14 protein-coding genes are annotated in these 16,509 nt (G+C 71.3%); 9 read left to right on the top strand and 5 right to left on the bottom strand.

Features of this window, described 5'->3' with window-relative positions; all coding sequences use genetic code 11:
* Nucleotides 1-43: 43 nt before the first annotated feature.
* The 3 genes from ACIBI4_RS08600 to ACIBI4_RS08610 all read left to right on the top strand — a co-directional run bounded on the left by ACIBI4_RS08600 (nucleotide 44) and on the right by ACIBI4_RS08610 (nucleotide 5,433).
* Nucleotides 44-1,867, top strand: a complete 1,824-nt coding sequence (locus ACIBI4_RS08600) for a serine/threonine-protein kinase (protein WP_399202892.1) — start codon at nucleotides 44-46, stop codon at nucleotides 1,865-1,867.
* Nucleotides 1,868-2,029: 162 nt separating this feature from the next.
* Nucleotides 2,030-3,649, top strand: coding sequence for a succinic semialdehyde dehydrogenase (locus ACIBI4_RS08605; RefSeq protein ID WP_399202894.1), 1,620 nt, complete (start codon nucleotides 2,030-2,032; stop codon nucleotides 3,647-3,649).
* Nucleotides 3,646-5,433, top strand: a complete 1,788-nt coding sequence (locus ACIBI4_RS08610; RefSeq protein ID WP_399202895.1) for a GMC oxidoreductase — start codon at nucleotides 3,646-3,648, stop codon at nucleotides 5,431-5,433. The genes ACIBI4_RS08605 and ACIBI4_RS08610 overlap by 4 nt, the downstream gene beginning before the upstream one ends.
* Nucleotides 5,434-5,529: 96 nt before the next feature.
* Here ACIBI4_RS08610 and ACIBI4_RS08615 read toward each other — a convergent pair whose 3' ends face one another.
* Nucleotides 5,530-6,618 carry an LAETG motif-containing sortase-dependent surface protein gene (locus ACIBI4_RS08615; RefSeq protein ID WP_399202896.1) on the bottom strand — a complete coding sequence of 363 codons (1,089 nt, stop codon included), beginning with the start codon at nucleotides 6,616-6,618 and terminating at the stop codon, nucleotides 5,530-5,532.
* A 306-nt stretch (nucleotides 6,619-6,924) separates the two neighbouring features.
* Here ACIBI4_RS08615 and ACIBI4_RS08620 point away from each other — a divergent pair, with 306 nt between their 5' ends.
* Nucleotides 6,925-7,638 carry a hypothetical protein gene (locus ACIBI4_RS08620; protein WP_399202897.1) on the top strand — a complete coding sequence of 238 codons (714 nt, stop codon included), beginning with the start codon at nucleotides 6,925-6,927 and terminating at the stop codon, nucleotides 7,636-7,638.
* Nucleotides 7,639-8,290: 652 nt separating this feature from the next.
* On the opposite strand, the gene ACIBI4_RS08625 is transcribed toward ACIBI4_RS08620, so the two are convergent.
* Nucleotides 8,291-8,575 carry a chorismate mutase gene (locus ACIBI4_RS08625; protein WP_399202898.1) on the bottom strand — a complete coding sequence of 95 codons (285 nt, stop codon included), beginning with the start codon at nucleotides 8,573-8,575 and terminating at the stop codon, nucleotides 8,291-8,293.
* A 380-nt stretch (nucleotides 8,576-8,955) separates the two neighbouring features.
* Here ACIBI4_RS08625 and guaA point away from each other — a divergent pair, with 380 nt between their 5' ends.
* From guaA to ACIBI4_RS08645, 4 genes are all read left to right on the top strand, one after another.
* Nucleotides 8,956-10,533: a glutamine-hydrolyzing GMP synthase gene (gene guaA, locus ACIBI4_RS08630; RefSeq protein ID WP_399202899.1), complete on the top strand. Its 1,578-nt coding sequence runs from the start codon at nucleotides 8,956-8,958 to the stop codon at nucleotides 10,531-10,533.
* Between the two features lie 148 nt (nucleotides 10,534-10,681).
* On the top strand, nucleotides 10,682-11,467 hold the full coding sequence (locus ACIBI4_RS08635; protein ID WP_399202900.1) for a class II aldolase/adducin family protein: 786 nt from the start codon (nucleotides 10,682-10,684) through the stop codon (nucleotides 11,465-11,467).
* Between the two features lie 184 nt (nucleotides 11,468-11,651).
* A complete protein-coding gene (locus ACIBI4_RS08640; RefSeq protein ID WP_399202901.1) occupies nucleotides 11,652-12,917 on the top strand; it encodes a hypothetical protein in 1,266 nt (421 codons plus the stop codon).
* A 154-nt stretch (nucleotides 12,918-13,071) separates the two neighbouring features.
* Nucleotides 13,072-13,593, top strand: coding sequence for a DoxX family protein (locus ACIBI4_RS08645; RefSeq protein WP_399202902.1), 522 nt, complete (start codon nucleotides 13,072-13,074; stop codon nucleotides 13,591-13,593).
* A 4-nt stretch (nucleotides 13,594-13,597) separates the two neighbouring features.
* Here the strand turns inward: ACIBI4_RS08645 and ACIBI4_RS08650 are convergent, their stop codons facing one another.
* On the bottom strand, nucleotides 13,598-13,879 hold the full coding sequence (locus ACIBI4_RS08650; RefSeq protein ID WP_399202903.1) for a hypothetical protein: 282 nt from the start codon (nucleotides 13,877-13,879) through the stop codon (nucleotides 13,598-13,600).
* Between the two features lie 109 nt (nucleotides 13,880-13,988).
* Here ACIBI4_RS08650 and ACIBI4_RS08655 point away from each other — a divergent pair, with 109 nt between their 5' ends.
* Nucleotides 13,989-14,798 (top strand): alpha/beta fold hydrolase, encoded by an 810-nt coding sequence (locus ACIBI4_RS08655; RefSeq protein WP_399202904.1) that lies wholly within the window; start codon nucleotides 13,989-13,991, stop codon nucleotides 14,796-14,798.
* Here the strand turns inward: ACIBI4_RS08655 and ACIBI4_RS08660 are convergent.
* Nucleotides 14,769-15,086, bottom strand: a complete 318-nt coding sequence (locus tag ACIBI4_RS08660; protein ID WP_399202905.1) for a hypothetical protein — start codon at nucleotides 15,084-15,086, stop codon at nucleotides 14,769-14,771. The genes ACIBI4_RS08655 and ACIBI4_RS08660 overlap by 30 nt on opposite strands.
* Nucleotides 15,073-16,422, bottom strand: a complete 1,350-nt coding sequence (locus ACIBI4_RS08665; protein ID WP_399202906.1) for a PspC domain-containing protein — start codon at nucleotides 16,420-16,422, stop codon at nucleotides 15,073-15,075. Before ACIBI4_RS08665 ends, ACIBI4_RS08660 begins: the two co-directional genes overlap by 14 nt.
* Nucleotides 16,423-16,509 lie beyond the last annotated feature (87 nt).

Here is a 16,509-nt window from a genome sequence, read left to right on the forward strand (position 1 = left end):
ACCGGGGTGGAATCCGGGGCGTCGTACGCGATAGGGATGAGCCATGAGTAACGACGGGGGAACGCCCTTCCCGCCCAGTGAACCGACGAGCTTCGGGCTGCGTCCGCCGGAGCAGTCGCACGGGCAGGGCCCCTATGCGCAGGGGCCGGGCGGTCAGAACGGTCCGGGCGGGCAGCACGGACAGCATGGGCAGCACGGGCAGCACAATCCTTACGGCACACCGCCCGGGCCCGGCACGCCGAATCCGTATGCCCAGGAGAACGCCCCGACGCAGGTGCACTCCGGCCGCCCCGCCGCGCCCGGCGCCCCGCAGCCGCCGCCCGGTCCTGGCGCCGGTGCCGCGATGCCGACGCAGGTCGTCTCCGAGCCCGACCCGGGAGCGGGCCGGCTCGTCGCCGGGCGCTACCGGCTGCTCTCCAAGCTGGGGCACGGCGGCATGGGCACCGTGTGGCGCGCGAAGGACGAGACCGTGGACCGCGAGGTCGCGGTCAAGGAGCCGCGCGTCCCGGACCACCTGCCGGAGCGCGAGCGCGCCACCGCCTTCGAGCGCATGCGCCGCGAGGCGCGCGCGGCGGCCCGGCTCGACCACCCCGCGGTCGTCAACGTGCACGACGTGGCGGTCGAGGACGGCCAGCCGTGGATCGTCATGGAGTTCGTGAAGGGCCGCTCGCTCGGCGCCGCGCTCCAGGAGGGCACGCTCGGCGCGCGCGAGGCGGCGCGGGTCGGTCTGGAGATGCTGGGCGCACTGGAGGCCGCGCACAAGGCGGGCATCCTGCACCGCGACGTGAAGCCGGACAACGTGATGCTCGGGCAGTACGACCGTGTCGTGCTCACCGACTTCGGGATCGCCCAGATCGAGGGTGAGACCAATCTGACGGACACGGGCGGCTTCGTCGGCTCGCCCGAGTTCATCGCACCCGAGCGGGTCCTGGGGCAGCGCCCCGGTCCCGCCTCCGACCTGTGGTCGCTCGGCGTCGTCCTGTACGCGGCGACGGAGGGCGTCTCGCCGTTCCGCCGCACCAACACCCCGGCGACGCTCCAGTCCGTCCTCAACGCGACCCCCGCCGCGCCGGCCTCGGCGACGGGCCCGCTCGCGGACGCGATCAACGGTCTGCTGCAGAAGGACCCCGGCCACCGCCCGGACGCGGCAACGGTCCGCCGCCTCCTGGAGGAGGCCGTCAAGCCGCCGGCTCCGCAGGCGGCGACGCAGCTGATGACGTCGGGCCAGGGCTCGGGTTCAGGTCCGGAGGGCGGGTTCCGGGTCGGCAAGAAGGTGGCGTACGGGGTGGGGGCGGCGTTCGTTGCTCTCGCCATCGCGCTGGGGGTGGCCGTCGCCAACCCGTTCGGCGGCGCCGACGAGGAGGGCGGCCCCTGGAAGGACCAGCCGTTCAAGGGCCTCAACGCCAGCGTCGGCATGCCGCAGAACTACGTACCGGCCGGTGAGCCGGACGAGTTCGAGAAGGACGAGCACTGGCTTCAGTACGGGGACACGAGCGGCTCGGTCACCCTGCGGCTCGAAGTCCTGCGCAAGGCGGAGGACGAGTACGGCAAGATCCCCGGCACCGCCGTCGCCGCGGCCAACGCCGAGGCCGAGGAACTGCGCAAGGGCACCGCGTCGCTGAACGGTTCGATCGAGTCGAAGGTCGACACCACCGAGACGAAGCACGACGGAAAGCCCTCCGCGGAGAACGTCGTGAAGTGGACGCCCGACGACGCCGGGCCGCGCGAGGTGCGGATCATGTACGTCAAGAACGGCGCCGGCGATCTGTACAAGCTCTTCGTCTACTACCCCGGCGAGAAGAGCGACTTCACCGAGCGCGGCCGACAGGTCGCCGAGCACGCGGTGCAGAGCCTGTCGATCAAGTAGTCCCTACGCTGACCGAAGCGTGACCTTCAGGGGGTTGCCCACCCGGACAACCCCCTGATCAGCCCCTTTGCTGCCAGCAGCCACTGGCGCAGTGTGCGGACCCCGTGAAGCCCCGTTACCCACGGGTACACAAACACGTGCCGGAGCCGTACGCTCACGCTCATGACGGACGCCCAGGCCCCTGAGAAGAGCACCACCGGCACCAACCCTGTCGCCCCCGCCCCCGCGGGCGCGCGCACCGCCGCCGATGTGGTGACGCCCGAGCTGGTCGCCCAGCTCACCCGTGGCGTCGTCGGCTCCGGCCGCACCGCCAACCACTCGCCGTTCACCGGCGAGAAGCTGGCCGATCTGCCCGAGTCCACGCCCGAGGACGTGGCGACGGCGTTCGAGCGCGCGCGGGAGGCGCAGCGCGTGTGGGCGCAGGTGCCCGTGCGCAAGCGCGCCGCCGTACTCCTGCGCTTCCACGATCTGGTGCTCGCGCGCCAGGCCGAGGTGCTCGACCTGATCCAGCTGGAGACCGGCAAGGCGCGGCTGCACGCCCACGAGGAGGTGCAGGCCGTCGCGGTCGCCGCCCGGCACTACGGCCGCAAGGCACCCTCGTATCTGCGCGCCAAGCGCCACACGGGTGCCGTGCCGACGCTCACCAAGGTGACGGAGCTGCGGCACCCGCGCGGTGTCGTCGGCCAGATCGCCCCGTGGAACTACCCCCTGGAGCTGTCCGTCGGCGACGCGCTCCCGGCCTTCGTCTCGGGCAACGCGGTCGTCATGAAGCCCGACACCGAGACCTGTCTGACCGCCCTGTGGGCCCGTGACCTGCTCATCGAGGCCGGGCTTCCGGCCGAGGTCTTCCAGGTCGTGCTCGGCGAGGGCCCGGTCGTCGGACCCGAGCTGGTCAAGCACGGCGACTACGTCTCGTTCACGGGCTCCACGCGCACCGGCCGCGAGGTCGCCCAGGGCGCGGCCGCACGCCTCGTCGGCGTCTCGCTCGAACTCGGCGGCAAGAACGCGATGCTGGTCCTCAAGGACGCCGACCTCGACAAGGCGGCCGCGGGCGCGGTCCGCGCCTGCTTCTCGTCCGCGGGTCAGCTCTGCATCTCCATCGAGCGGCTGTACGTCCACGAGTCGATCGCCGACGCGTTCCTCGAGCGTTTCGCGACCCGCACCAAGGCGATGCGCCTGGGCAACTCCCTCGCGTACGGGGCCGACATGGGCTCGCTCGTCGGCGAGCGTCAGCTGGAGACCGTGACCCGGCACGTGGACGAGGCCGTCGCCAAGGGCGCGACGCTCGTGGCCGGCGGGGTGGCGCGCCCCGACATCGGCCCGTACTTCTTCGAGCCGACCATCCTCGACGGCGTCGAGACGCCGATGGCGGTGTGCGGCGAGGAGACCTTCGGACCGGTCGTCTCCGTCTACCGCTTCTCGGACGAGGACGCCGTGATCGACGAGGCCAACGGCACGCCGTACGGCCTCAACTCCTCGGTCTGGACGAAGGACGCCCGCCGCGGCCGCGAGGTCGCCGCGCGCCTGAAGACCGGCACGGTCAACATCAACGAGGGCTACGCGCCCGCGTACGGCTCCGTCCAGTCGCCCATGGGCGGCATGAAGGACTCGGGCCTCGGGCGGCGGCACGGCTCCGAGGGCATCCTCAAGTACACCGAGGCGCAGACCGTGGCGCACCAGCGGATCATGCCGATGGCGCCGTCGTTCGGGATGAGCGACGAGAAGTACGCGGCGTTCATGAGCCGCAGCCTGCGGGCGATGAAGGCGCTGAGGCTGCGATGAGCGCCGCACAGGAACCGGTGGAGTACGACTACGACGTCCTGGTCATAGGCTCCGGCTTCGGCGGCTCCGTGTCGGCTCTGCGCCTCACGGAGAAGGGCTACAAGGTCGGCGTCCTGGAGGCGGGCCGCCGCTTCACGCGCGATGAACTGCCGAGCAGCTCCTGGGACCTGAAGAACTACCTGTGGGCCCCGGCCCTCGGGCTCTACGGCATCCAGCGCATCCACCTGCTCGGCAACGTGATGGTGCTCGCGGGCGCCGGCGTCGGCGGCGGCTCGCTCAACTACGCCAACACGCTCTACGTACCGCCGAAGCCGTTCTTCGACGACCCGCAGTGGTCGGCGATCACGGACTGGCAGGCGGAGCTGAAGCCGTACTACGACCAGGCGCAGCGCATGCTCGGCGTGCGGCTCAACCCGACGATGACGCCCTCGGACGTCCATCTGAAGGCGACGGCCGAGGCGATGGGCGTCGGCGACTCCTTCCACATGGCGCCCGTCGGGGTCTTCTTCGGCGACGGGGAAGACGCCGAGGGATCCTCAAAAGCCTCTCCTGGTACGGAGGTCGCTGACCCGTACTTCGGAGGTGCCGGACCCGCCCGCAAGGCCTGCACCGAGTGCGGCGAGTGCATGACGGGCTGCCGGCACGGCGCGAAGAACACCCTCAACGAGAACTATCTGTACCTGGCCGAGCAGGCGGGCGCGGTCATCCACCCGATGACCTCGGTCGTCTCCGTCACCGAGGACTCGCAGGGCGGTTACGCGGTCGCCACGCTGCCCACGGACAAGAAGCGCAAGGGTGCGGGCCGGGTGTTCCGCGCCGAGAAGGTCGTCGTCGCGGCGGGCACGTACGGCACGCAGACGCTGCTGCACCGGATGAAGGACACGGGTCTGCTGCCGCGTCTGTCGGAGCGGCTCGGCGACCTCACCCGCACCAACTCCGAGGCCCTGGTGGGCGCCCAGACCACCGACCGCCGCTACCGCAAGCAGCACGGCACGAAGCGGGCGGACTTCACGCAGGGCGTCGCGATCACCTCGTCGATCCACCCCGACGGCGACACGCACATCGAGCCGGTGCGCTACGGCAAGGGCTCGAACGCGATGGGCGGGATGACGATCCTCCAGGTCCCGTACTCGTCGCGCAGGGTGCTCGCCTGGCTCGGCAACAGCGTCAGGCACCCGGTGCTCGTGCTGCGGTCGCTCTCCAACCGCCGCTGGTCCGAGCGCACCATCATCGGCCTGGTGATGCAGTCCCTGGACAACTCCCTGACCACGTACCGCAAACCGCGCGGCATCGGGAAGGGCCTGCTCACCGCACGCCAGGGCCACGGCGCACCGAACCCGAACCAGATCGAGGCGGCCACCCGCGCGGCCTCGCTGCTCGCCTCGGAGATCAACGGCTTCCCGGGCTCCAACATCGGCGAGCTGATGGGCACCCCGCTGACCGCGCACTTCCTGGGCGGCTGCCCGATCGGCGCGTCGTCCGACACGGGAGTGATCGACCCGTATCACCGGCTGTACGGCCACCCGGGCATCTCGGTCGTCGACGGCGCCGCGGTCTCGGCGAACCTGGGCGTGAACCCGTCCCTGACGATCACCGCCCAGGCGGAGCGGGCGATGTCGCTGTGGCCCAACAAGGGCGAGGCGGACGCGCGTCCCGAACAGGGCGCGGCGTACGAGCGCCTGGCCCCCGTGGCGCCCTCGGCGCCCGCGGTCCCGGAGTCGGCCTTCGGCGCGCTGAAGCTCCCGTTCCTCGGGATGCCGAAGGTCCGCTCCCAGTCGTCCTGAGCAACCCGGGGCCATCGCCATCCCCCCCCGCAACGCATTGAGGACCTGCGCCCCCCTCCGAGCGCAGGTCCTCAACGGTTTGTGCGGGCCGGGCTGTTACGCCTCGGCACCCTTACGCCGCTTCACGGCGAAGACGACACCGGCACCGGCGACGACGGTGATGCCGCCGATGAGGCCGATGACGGGGAGCTGCGAGCTGGAGCCGGTCTCGGCGAGGTTGCCGCTCACCGGGATCTCCTCGACGTCACCCTGCGGCCTCGTGTCGGGGCCCGGCTTCGGGTCCTTGTCGCCCTTGCCCGGCTTGGCCTCGCCCGGGTTCTCGTTGGAGCTGCCCGGCTTCAGCACCTCGAAGTAGAGGTCGGAGCCCGCGTAGTCCTCGGCGATGCAGTCCTCGCCGTTGACGTTGCCGAGGTACCCGCCGGCGCCGAAGGAGTAGCCGTCGCCGGTGGGGGCGTTCTTGGCGATGCTCACCCGCAGGTCGGCCTTCACGAAGTCCTTGGACTTCATGGTCTCGACGCCCCAGAAGTAGTAGCTCTGCTCGACGGCCTCGTCGATGTTGACCCACTGGCCGCTGGCCGGGTCGCGGAACTCGAGGTCGATGAAGTGGCGGAGCGCCTTCGTGTCGTCCTCGAACTCGAAGTTGTCGACCTCGACGTAGAAGGCGACATCGCGGAGGTCGGCATCCGACTTGTTCGTGATGGTGAGGCTGAAGTTCTTCCAGCCGCTGCCGGCCACGATCTTGCCCGGGAGGCCCGACACCTTGGACTGGATGGCGTCCTGCTCGAACTCCTCGTCCAGTTCGAAGCAGTACGGAATCCGGGTGTCGTCCTCGTCCTCGTCCTCGTCCTCGGAGCCGGCGTTGTCGTCGCCTTCCTGCTCCTCGTCCGATTCCGCGCCGTCTTCCTCGGTGGTGCCCTCGGTGGGCTTGGCCTCCTCCGTGGTGCCCTCGGTCGGCTTCGCCTCCTCGGTGGGCTTGGTCTCCTCGGTGGTGCCCTCGGTCGGCTTGGCCTCCTCGGTGGGCTCGGTCTCCTCGGCGGAGGTCTCCCCCGTACCCGGCTCCGTCGAAGCAGTCGTCTCGGAGGACACGGGCTCATCCGTGGCGAACGCGGCGGGCGCGGCGAGAAGGACAGCGGGGGCTATGACGGCCGACACGGCCGCTGCTGCCAGGGAACGGCGAAGCTTCATCTGGTTGACCTCGGTAGAAGTCCGGCGCACCACGCCTAGCGCGGCACGAAGTGGAAGGCCCCCGCGTCGGCAAGTCACGCACGTGGCCGTTGTTACGCATGGTTGACCTGCGGTTCCTGTGAATGGTTGTGCCGACTTCACGCGATTCTTATGTGGGGTGAATCACAAAGGATCTTGCTGTCCGGCCCCGAACCCGGATCGTTGTCCGAACGCGCTTGCGGTGCGGCCGGTGAAAACGCTTTGATGGCGCGCCAGTTCGTACCGGACGACTGCGCGCCAGTTCGTACACAACAAGTGGGGATCCAAGTGAAGAAGTCGAAGCTGTCCCAGGTCGTCGTCGCGGCCGCCGTCGTCGCCACGCTCGGCCTCACCGCCGCGTGCAGCGGTGACAGCGGCAGCGACGGCGGGGACTCGTCCAAGGACAAGTCCAGTGCCGGTCAGCAGGGTGGCGGCGAGGAGCAGGCGGCGCCCGCGCTCACCGAGGCCCAGCTGAAGAAGGCGATCATCGGGGACTCCGACGTGAAGGGCTTCAAGTTCTCCGGTCAGGGCAGCGAGGACGCCGCCCCCGACCAGGAGAAGGTCGGCGCCGAGTGCCAGCCGCTCGGTGATGTGCTGAGCGACACCACGGACCCGAAGCCGAAGGCGACCACCAGCAAGGGCGGCGCGGACGTCAAGTTCAGCGCCATGGCGTACGTGGGACTCGCGGCCCACGAGCAGGCGGACGCCGAGAAGGTGCTCGGCAACGTGCGTACGGCGGCGAAGGCATGCAAGGGCTTCACGGACTCCGAGGGTGTGAAGAGCACCGTCGCGGAGGAGACCGCTCCGGACGCCGGCGACGAGGCCGTCGCGTACCGCATCAGCGGTGAGTCGGACGGCGAGAAGATGTCGATGGCCGTCAACGTGGTCCGCAGCGGTTCGACCGTCGCCGTCTTCTACGGCATGAGCCTGAACGGCAAGCCGTCCGAGATCCCGGCGGGTCTCCTGGACGCCCAGGTGAAGAAGCTGGAAGCCGTCAAGTAGGCGCGTACCGGCGCCAGTTGGCGTACGGCGCGCAGTCGCCGGCCAAGCGAAGAGCCCCGCGGAACGGATCCGCGGGGCTCTTCGCTGTCGGCTCCGACGTCAGGGCGGCGTCGGGGCCGGGGTGCGGCGCCAGGGGGGAGTGCGCCGCTGGTTTGTGCGGGCCGGTGTGCGACCCGGCGCTCGGGGGGCGCTCGAGTGGTGTGGACCAATGGCAATACGAGAGTCCGGTACTGCTGTGGGGTTTCCGGGCCTCTACGCATCGTGCGCGATGGTGCGCCGGCTGCGCAACCGTTTCGTCACGTCGGGAGAGGGCGGGAAATGGGGAGACGGAGTGAGGACGGGGGAGGGGACCGTCGGCCGGCTCCGGGCGTCCCCGGAGCCGGCCGATCTTCACTGTGACCGGGCTGCTGTCCCCTGCCGACCGGTCACGGACCGGAGCGAGGTCCCACGACGCGGGCTGCGTGAACAGTCCCCGCGTCTCATCGCTCCGGCGGAGCCACGCGTGGTTCTGACGGGCCCGCCCCTGGCTGGCACGGACAACGGGACCAACGAAGCGCGGCGGCGGCCGGTCACGGTGCCGTACGGGTGAGACGCGGACCGAACGCAGGTGCGGACGTGAGGGCGGAGCGAGGGCTGGGTGACGGCGGAGGGCTCAGATGCGGCCGCGGCACAGCTCCAGCATCGTCATCGCGAGCGCCGTGCCCGGCTTGCCCAGCGCGTCCCTGTAGTGCGCGAGGACCTCCATCTCGCGCGAGAGGTTCACGCGGCGGCCGCCCGAGGCGATCCGGGACTCCTGGATCACGGCCGAGACGGCCATGCGTTCCTGGATCAGACCGATGATGCGGTCGTCGAGCGCGTCGATGCGGTCGCGCGCGCCGGTGATCAGCTCGGCGGCGTCGGTGGAACGGGCGCCGGTGGCGTCGAGTGCGGTGCTCATGGGGTGGGCTCCTCGGGGTGTGGGGTGCCCGGTCCGTTCGGCCCCGGAAACGACGAAGCGCCCGGGGCCTGTCGGCCCGGGGCGCCTGGTAAGTCGCTTGTCAGTGGATCAAGCAGCACGACCATGGCAGCCGGTGGGCCGGTTGCCATAGGTAAACGCGAAGTACGCGAGGGTGTGCTTGGTCACGGGCCCAGTATGGACCCAAGCCCGTCGGACCCGTCAATTCGCTTCCGCTCCCGGCCCGCATGGTGAGCGTCACACCGTTCGGATGCTGAGACGAAAAGTCACCCCCGTACCCCCGTTAGAATCGACAAAAGAGAGCCCTATGGCTCGTCAGTCCCCCTGGGCCCTCGCCCACTCCCGCCGGAAGGCCGCACACAGTGCCAGGTTCACCCGCAGCCGCCGCCCCCGACACGGTTCTCGTAGTCGACTTCGGTGCGCAGTACGCCCAGCTCATCGCCCGTCGCGTGCGTGAGGCGCGGGTCTACAGCGAGATCGTCCCGAGCACCATGCCGGTGGCCGAGATGCTCGCCAAGAACCCGGCCGCGATCATCCTGTCCGGCGGCCCCTCGTCCGTGTACGCGGAGGGCGCCCCGCGCCTGGACCGCGCGCTGTTCGAGGCCGGGGTCCCGGTCTTCGGCATGTGCTACGGCTTCCAGCTGATGGCCGCCACCCTCGGCGGCACCGTCGACAACAACGGTGCGCGCGAGTACGGCCGCACCGACCTGCACGTCTCCAAGGTCAGCTCGACCCTCTTCGAGGGCACCCCGGCCGAGCAGCCGGTGTGGATGTCGCACGGCGACGCGTGCAGCGCCGCCCCCGAGGGCTTCACCGTCACGGCGTCCACGGACCTGGTCCCGGTGGCCGCGTTCGAGAACGACGACAAGAAGCTGTACGGCGTGCAGCACCACCCCGAGGTCATGCACTCCACGTACGGCCAGCAGGTGCTCGAGCACTTCCTGTACCGGGGCGCCGGCATCAAGCCGACCTGGACCACGGGCAATGTCATCGAGGAGCAGATCGCCGCGATCCGCGCCCAGGTCGGCGACAAGCGCGCCATCTGCGGTCTGTCCGGCGGCGTGGACTCCGCGGTCGCCGCGGCCCTCGTGCAGAAGGCCATCGGCAACCAGCTGACCTGCGTGTACGTCGACCACGGTCTGATGCGCAAGGGCGAGACCGAGCAGGTCGAGAAGGACTTCGTCGCCGCGACCGGCGCCAACCTCAAGGTCGTCGACGCCGAGGAGCGCTTCCTGAACGCGCTCGCGGGTGTCTCCGACCCCGAGGAGAAGCGGAAGATCATCGGGCGCGAGTTCATCCGCGTCTTCGAGCAGGCCCAGCTGGAGATCCTCCAGGAGGACGGCCCCGAGGTCGCCTTCCTGGTCCAGGGCACGCTCTACCCGGACGTCGTCGAGTCCGGCGGCGGCACCGGCACCGCGAACATCAAGTCGCACCACAATGTCGGCGGTCTGCCCGACGACATCGAGTTCGAACTCGTCGAGCCGCTGCGCCAGCTGTTCAAGGACGAGGTCCGCATGGTCGGCCAGGAGCTCGGTCTGCCGGCCGAGATCGTCCAGCGCCAGCCGTTCCCGGGCCCCGGCCTCGGCATCCGTATCGTCGGCGAGGTCACGAAGGACCGCCTCGACCTGCTGCGCGACGCCGACGCGATCGCCCGCGAGGAACTGACGGCCGCCGGTCTCGACGCCGAGATCTGGCAGTGCCCGGTCGTCCTGCTCGCCGACGTCCGCTCCGTGGGCGTCCAGGGCGACGGCCGCACCTACGGTCACCCGATCGTCCTGCGTCCGGTCTCGTCCGAGGACGCGATGACGGCGGACTGGACGCGCATGCCGTACGACGTGCTCGCGAAGATCTCCACCCGCATCACCAACGAGGTCGCCGACGTCAACCGCGTGGTGCTCGACGTGACGTCGAAGCCGCCGGGGACGATCGAGTGGGAGTGACCTCCCCATGACCGCCTGGTGTGCCGCTGCCCCGTGGGGGTGGCGGCACACCGCTTTTCGACCCCACCGCGATCGGCCGGCTCTGACCCTGGCCTCCTGCGATCACCGGAGGTACCTTCCGGGCCAACGCCTTGGCCAGGGAGGGAACATGACCGCTCCGACACCCGTACCCGCACGGACACTGCAGTTCGCGATGCCGCCGCAGCACCAGAGCACGCAGGACGAGCGGCGCCATCGCAAGGAACGGCTGGCCGGGGCGCTGCGGCTCTTCGGGCGGTACGGGTACGAGGACGGGGTCTCCGGGCACATCACCGCCAGGGACCCGGAGTTCACCGACTGCTACTGGGTCAATCCGTTCGGGATGAGCTTCCGGCACATCACCGTCGGCGATCTGATCCTCGTGAACGGCGAGGGCAAGGTCCTCGAAGGCCGCTACCACGTGAACCAGGCCGCGTTCACCGTGCACGCGGCCGTGCACGCCAAGCGCCCGGACGTGGTCGCCGTCGCCCACTGCCACTCGGTGCACGGCCGCGCGCTCGCCGCGCTCGGCGAGCACATCGACCCGATCACGCAGGAGAGCTGCGCGTTCTACGAGGACCACGCGCTCTACGACGAGTACACCGGCGTCTCCGTGGACCCCGTCGAAGGGCGCCGTATCGCCACCGCGCTCGGCCCGCACAAGGCGATGGTGCTGCGCAACCACGGTCTGCTGACCGTCGGCGACACGGTCGACGCGGCCGCCTGGTGGTTCGTGTCCATGGACCGCTGCAGCCAGGTGCAGCTGGCGGCGCGGGCCGCGGGCCGTACACATCTGATCGCCCCCAAGCAGGCCGTCGCGACCCGAGACCAGCTCGGCACGGACCTCGCGGCGTGGATCAACTACCAGCCGCTGTGGCAGGACATCAGCCGCAGCGAACCCGATCTGCTGACTTGAGAGACCGGATCGGGCGGCGCGTCAACCGTGACGTTTCCCAATCACCCCTTGCGACCTGCGAGTTGAGTTCTTCGCCCCGCGCGTGGTGCACAATTCCGAGTCTGTCCAAGGGAATTAGGGCCGATGAAACGTTCCGCGCGACGCGTGCGGCGCCAACAGGCCCGAAAAGAGAGGGTGTTCGTGCGTGGCTGTGCAAGTGGCACGACAGGAAGCGCACGGGGGCGGGTGCACCTGCGGTGACTGTCCGCACGGTGCGCGCGAAGGGCACCGTAGGGCGGTCGCCGCGTTCCTCGCGAAGCGGGACGGGCTCGCGGCCGGCGAAGGACTGCCCGCGGCGCTCGCGCATTCGGCGGGCGCGTCCCGGCAGTGGGTCTCCGACGAGCTGACCCAGTCCGCCGGCGCGGTGGCCGAGCGCAGCCGCGCGGAGAGCACCGCCTGGCTCCACCTCCTGTGGCACCGGACCCTGTTCACCGTGTGGGGCCTGGTCGGGGTGCTGCTCCTCGTGCAGACCCTCACCGCGATCGGCGCCGGCTGGACGGCCGCGCGCACCGCGGCCCTGCTCGCCGCGCTGATCGTCGCGTCCCTGCTCACCCTGGCCGCCCACCTCCACCGCGAACGCGGCGGGGTGCTCGCGCCCGTGACCGGTGAGGACAACCGCCTCTCGACGTCCCGTGCCGTGGCCGCGGGCTGGGTGCTCCTCGGCGCCTACGCGGTGCTCTTCCTCGCCTGGGAACTCGCCTTCGCCTCCGCGCCGCGCGCCCGCGACGCGCTCCTCGACGGCCTCCGACTGGCGGGCAACGGCGGTCTGCTGACCGTGCTCGGCGCGGCCTGCCTGGTCGCCGTCGCCGTCCGCCGCACCGTCGCCGTACGGGTCGCGGGACAGCGGCTGCAGAAGGTGCGCGCCGACCGCCCGCGCGCCGGCGACCTTCTCACCGACGACGCCGGGCGCGGGCACTTCCCCGACGCCCAGTACGCGGTACTCAACGGGGCGGTCCTGCTCTTCGCCGCCGTCACGCTCGCCCGCCACCCCGGCCGCCTGCCCGAGCTCCCCTGGGGACTCGCGCTGCTCGTCCTGCTCTCGGCCGCCACGTATCTCGCCGGGAAGTTCGCCGAGGGCGGCCGCCCGGTGATCCACTCCGTCGTACGGTCCCGCGAGGCCGGCGACCTCGACGCACCGATCCGTACCGGCGACGACATCGAGATCCGCGGCGCCGGCTTCGTACCGCCCGGGGCGCAGACCCCCGACCGGCTCGCCCGGATGGTCGTGCGGATCGGACCGGTCCATGTGCACGTCCCGCTGGTCCCGGTGCCCGGCGGCTTCACCAACCCGACGGACGCGGTGCTCACCGTGCCCGTACCGGCGGACGTGGAGCCGGGCCGGGTCGAGGTGCAGGTGGTGACGGCGGCCGGGGCGGAGTCGAACCGGTGCATCATCGAGGTGACGGACTGAGTCCGCCGGGTGCCTCCGGCGTCTGCCGGGCCCTGCCGCCGGCCCGGGCGTTCCCCGGCCGGATTCCCGACGCTTGTGAGCCGCCCGGACCTGTCGTACGTATGGTCTGGTGACGACACTTCGTTGAGGGCTCAACCGAGAGGCGGCGGGCACCATGGCGCACACCATGCGGACCGGGACGTACGCGGACCCGGGTGGAGGCGGCGGGGACTGGCGCGACACCGCGGCGCGCTACGCCCTTCTGCCGCTGCGGATCTTCCTGGGCGTCACCTTCATCTACGCGGGCCTCGACAAGCTCACGGACTCGCAGTTCATGCGGGCCTCGGGTGACGGCTCGATCGGCGCGCAGCTGCAGTTCCTCGACCAGAGCGGCGACGTCGCGATCCCGCAGATGATCGACCTCGCCCTGAAGTCGCCGGTCGGCTTCGGCTACGCCATCGCCTTCGGCGAACTGGCCGTCGGCATCGGCACGTTGCTCGGCGTGCTGGCCCGGCTCGCCGCGGTCGGCGGCGCCCTGATCTCGCTGAGCCTGTGGTTCACGATGAGCTGGGCGGCGACCCCGTACTACTACGGAAATGACCTTCCGTACTTGATGGCCTGGCTGCCGCTGATCCTGGCCGGGGCCTCGTACTGGTCGGTCGACGCGTGGTGGCGGCAGCGGCGGCGGATGCTGTAGCCGCTCACGAGAAGCTGCCGTCCTGGCGCCGCTGGTAGGCGCGGGCCGCGTCGGCCAGGTGCCGGCGGGCCCGCCGGCGGCGGAAGTACAGGCGCAGGGGGACCGGTACGAGCAGGGTGGAGGCCACAAGGCTGAGCCCGGCGCAGAGGAACATCATCTCCGTGGGCGTCCTGCCGCCTTGCGGCATCAGCAGGGCGATCGGGATATACGCCCCCCGCGCGACCGCCGCCCACACGAACAGGGCGATGCAGCCGTGCCCGGCCCCCGAGTCGACGACGTCCTGCATCACCTCAGGGTGACAGGGGCGACGACGGGTGGCCAGGGTGCCCGGTGCCCGCAGCGGCCGCGCGGGAACCCGGTGGCATGCGCCGAGGCCGTCCTGCCACCATCTGCGGATGCGCATACTCGCCGACGAACTCGGCTCCCTCGCCTACACCGTGCAGCTCTCGCAAGCCGGCGCGGACGACACCACCCCGGTCGTCCTCGTGCACGCCGGTATCGCCGACCACCGGATGTGGGACGCCCTCGTGCCCGCGCTCGCCGAGCGGCACACCGTCATCCGGTACGACCTGCGGGGCTTCGGCCAGTCGCCGCCGCCGAGCGGCCCGTTCCGCGAGACCGACGACCTCCTGAAGCTCCTCGACCACCTCGGGCACGAGCGCGTCCACCTCGTGGGGGCGTCGTGGGGCGGGCGGGTGGCCCTGGACTTCGCCCTCGCGCACCCGTCCCGGCTGCGGTCCCTCGCCGTGTTCTCCCCGCCGTGGCGCGGCTATGCGTGGTCGGAAGAGATGGTCGCGTACGACGAGGCCGAGACCGCGGCCCTGGAGGCGGGCGACCTGGACACCGCCGTCGACGTGAACCTGGACATGTGGCTGCGCGGCCCCGCGCGCGCCTGGGAGGACGTGGCCGAGGGCCTGGCCGACGCGCTGCGCGAACCGGTGCGGATCTCGCTGCGGAACATGGAGGCCGTGGACGAGCAGTCCCTGGAGCCCGTGGCCGGCGACCTCGCCGCGCTCGCCCTTCCCGTGCTCGTGGGCGTCGGCAAGCTCGACGTGGCCGACTTCCAGGACATCGCGCGGCAGTACGCGGAGACGGTCCCGGGCGCCGCGTTCGTCGAGTTCCCGACCGCCGCGCACCTCATCGCGCTGGACGCGCCCGAGGAACTGGCCGCGGCGCTACGGCCGTTCCTGGCGGCCACCCGCTAGCGTTCCGCCGGACCTGCCCGGACCGCCCGGCCTGCCCGGTCCGCCCGCGCCGACCTCACGCTCGGCGCGGGCGCCGCGCCGCCTCCGTACGCCGTACGTGATCATCCCGGCGATCGAGGCCAGGATCAGACCGAGCACCACGATCGGGATCGCCGCGAACCACTCCGTGTCCCACCAGCCGGCCGCGTCGCCGCCGTAGGCGAGGGCGACGCCTGCCATCGCCAGGCCCAGGATCAGCCGGCCCGGCTGGAACGGGTGCAGCCAGGTCCGCTCGTCACTTCGCTGCACGGGTGACCTCCGCCTGTCCGAGTCCCACATCGAGCGTGAGGTCGATGGTGCCGCCGTCCTTCGCGTCCGCGGGGGGCGTCAACGTGGTGCGGCGCTTCTCGTCGGGGGCCACATCGATGTCACCGTCGCTCTGCCGGTCGGGAGCACCGCCGGGGTCCAGGTCCGAATTACGCGGGAGCTGGATGTCTCCGATGCCCACCTTCGCGTCCACCTTCACCGTCGCGTTGTAGGGGACGATCACCTTGATCCGGCCCGCGCCGACCCGCGAGCCGGTGGTGACCGTCTGGCCCTTCTTCAGGTCGAGCGCACCGAGGTCGAGGGTGCCGCTGCCGGAGCCGATGTTGTACGCGGGCCGCACGGCGGCGACCGACGTCGGCTGCCATTCCGTCCGCACCCAGTTGGTGGTGATCTCCTCCGGGAGCGCCGAGGCGCCCGCGAGCAGACCGCTGAGGATCAAAGCGAGGAACACCGACCCCGTTCCCGTACGTCCGAAGAACGAACTGAGCGCGATACCGAGCGCGAGCACGGCGAGCGCGCAGGCCAGACCGGCTGTCAGGACGGCGCCGACGGACGGGTTCGGGCCCATCTCGCTGACCGCGGCGGCCGTACCGGCGATTCCCGCGGCCAGGGTGGCCAGGAAGGTCCAGCCGCCGGTCCAGCGCGGGCCGCGGCGGGCGACGGCGACGCTCCGGCGGGCCGTCTCCCCGGTGGGGAAGTCGACGCCGGTCAGCTCGGCGGGGCCCCACAGATACCCCGTACCGCCTTCGTGCGTCCCGTCCTTCACGATCGGGTCGCGCCACCACGACGGGCCCCGCGAGACCGGCGGCGCCTGCGTCTCGGGCGGCGCCTCGGCGGCGGCCTGCACCGCCACGGGGTCCGGCGACGGGGTCTCCTTGCGGCGCTCCTTCGACCAGTAGCCCGCGCCCGCGAGCAGCACGGCGAGGACGGAGGCGAAGGTCAGCACGCCCGCGTTGTTCACCATCGACAGCATCACGCCACAGCCGACCAGCGCGAACAGCAGCCCGGTCAGGGCCTGGCCGTCGACGCGTCCGGTGAGCATCCGGCGTGCCTCGTTCTCGTCCTCGCCGTCGGCGGGGACGAGCAGCCAGGCGAAGCCGTAGAAGATCAGCCCGAGGCCGCCCACGGCGCCGAGCAGCGCGATGACGATCCGGAAGATCACCGGGTCCATGTCGCAGTGCCGGCCGAGGCCCGCGCAGACGCCGCCGAGCATCCGGTGCTCGTTGTCGCGCCGCAGCCGCGCGGGCGGTCCGGACGCGTCCGCCGCGTCCTTGGGACCGGCCGCTTGTGCGCTCCGGGTGCCGTGCTGATCCGTCATGGGTTCCATGGTGGGGGCTGCGGCGGCCGGGTGGCAGGCGGGGGGACCCTGGTCGGACCCTGAGATTGTCCGTACGGGGTGGGGGTG

The sequence above is a fragment of the Streptomyces sp. NPDC050418 genome (genome assembly GCF_044458745.1).
Lineage (GTDB): Bacteria > Actinomycetota > Actinomycetes > Streptomycetales > Streptomycetaceae > Streptomyces.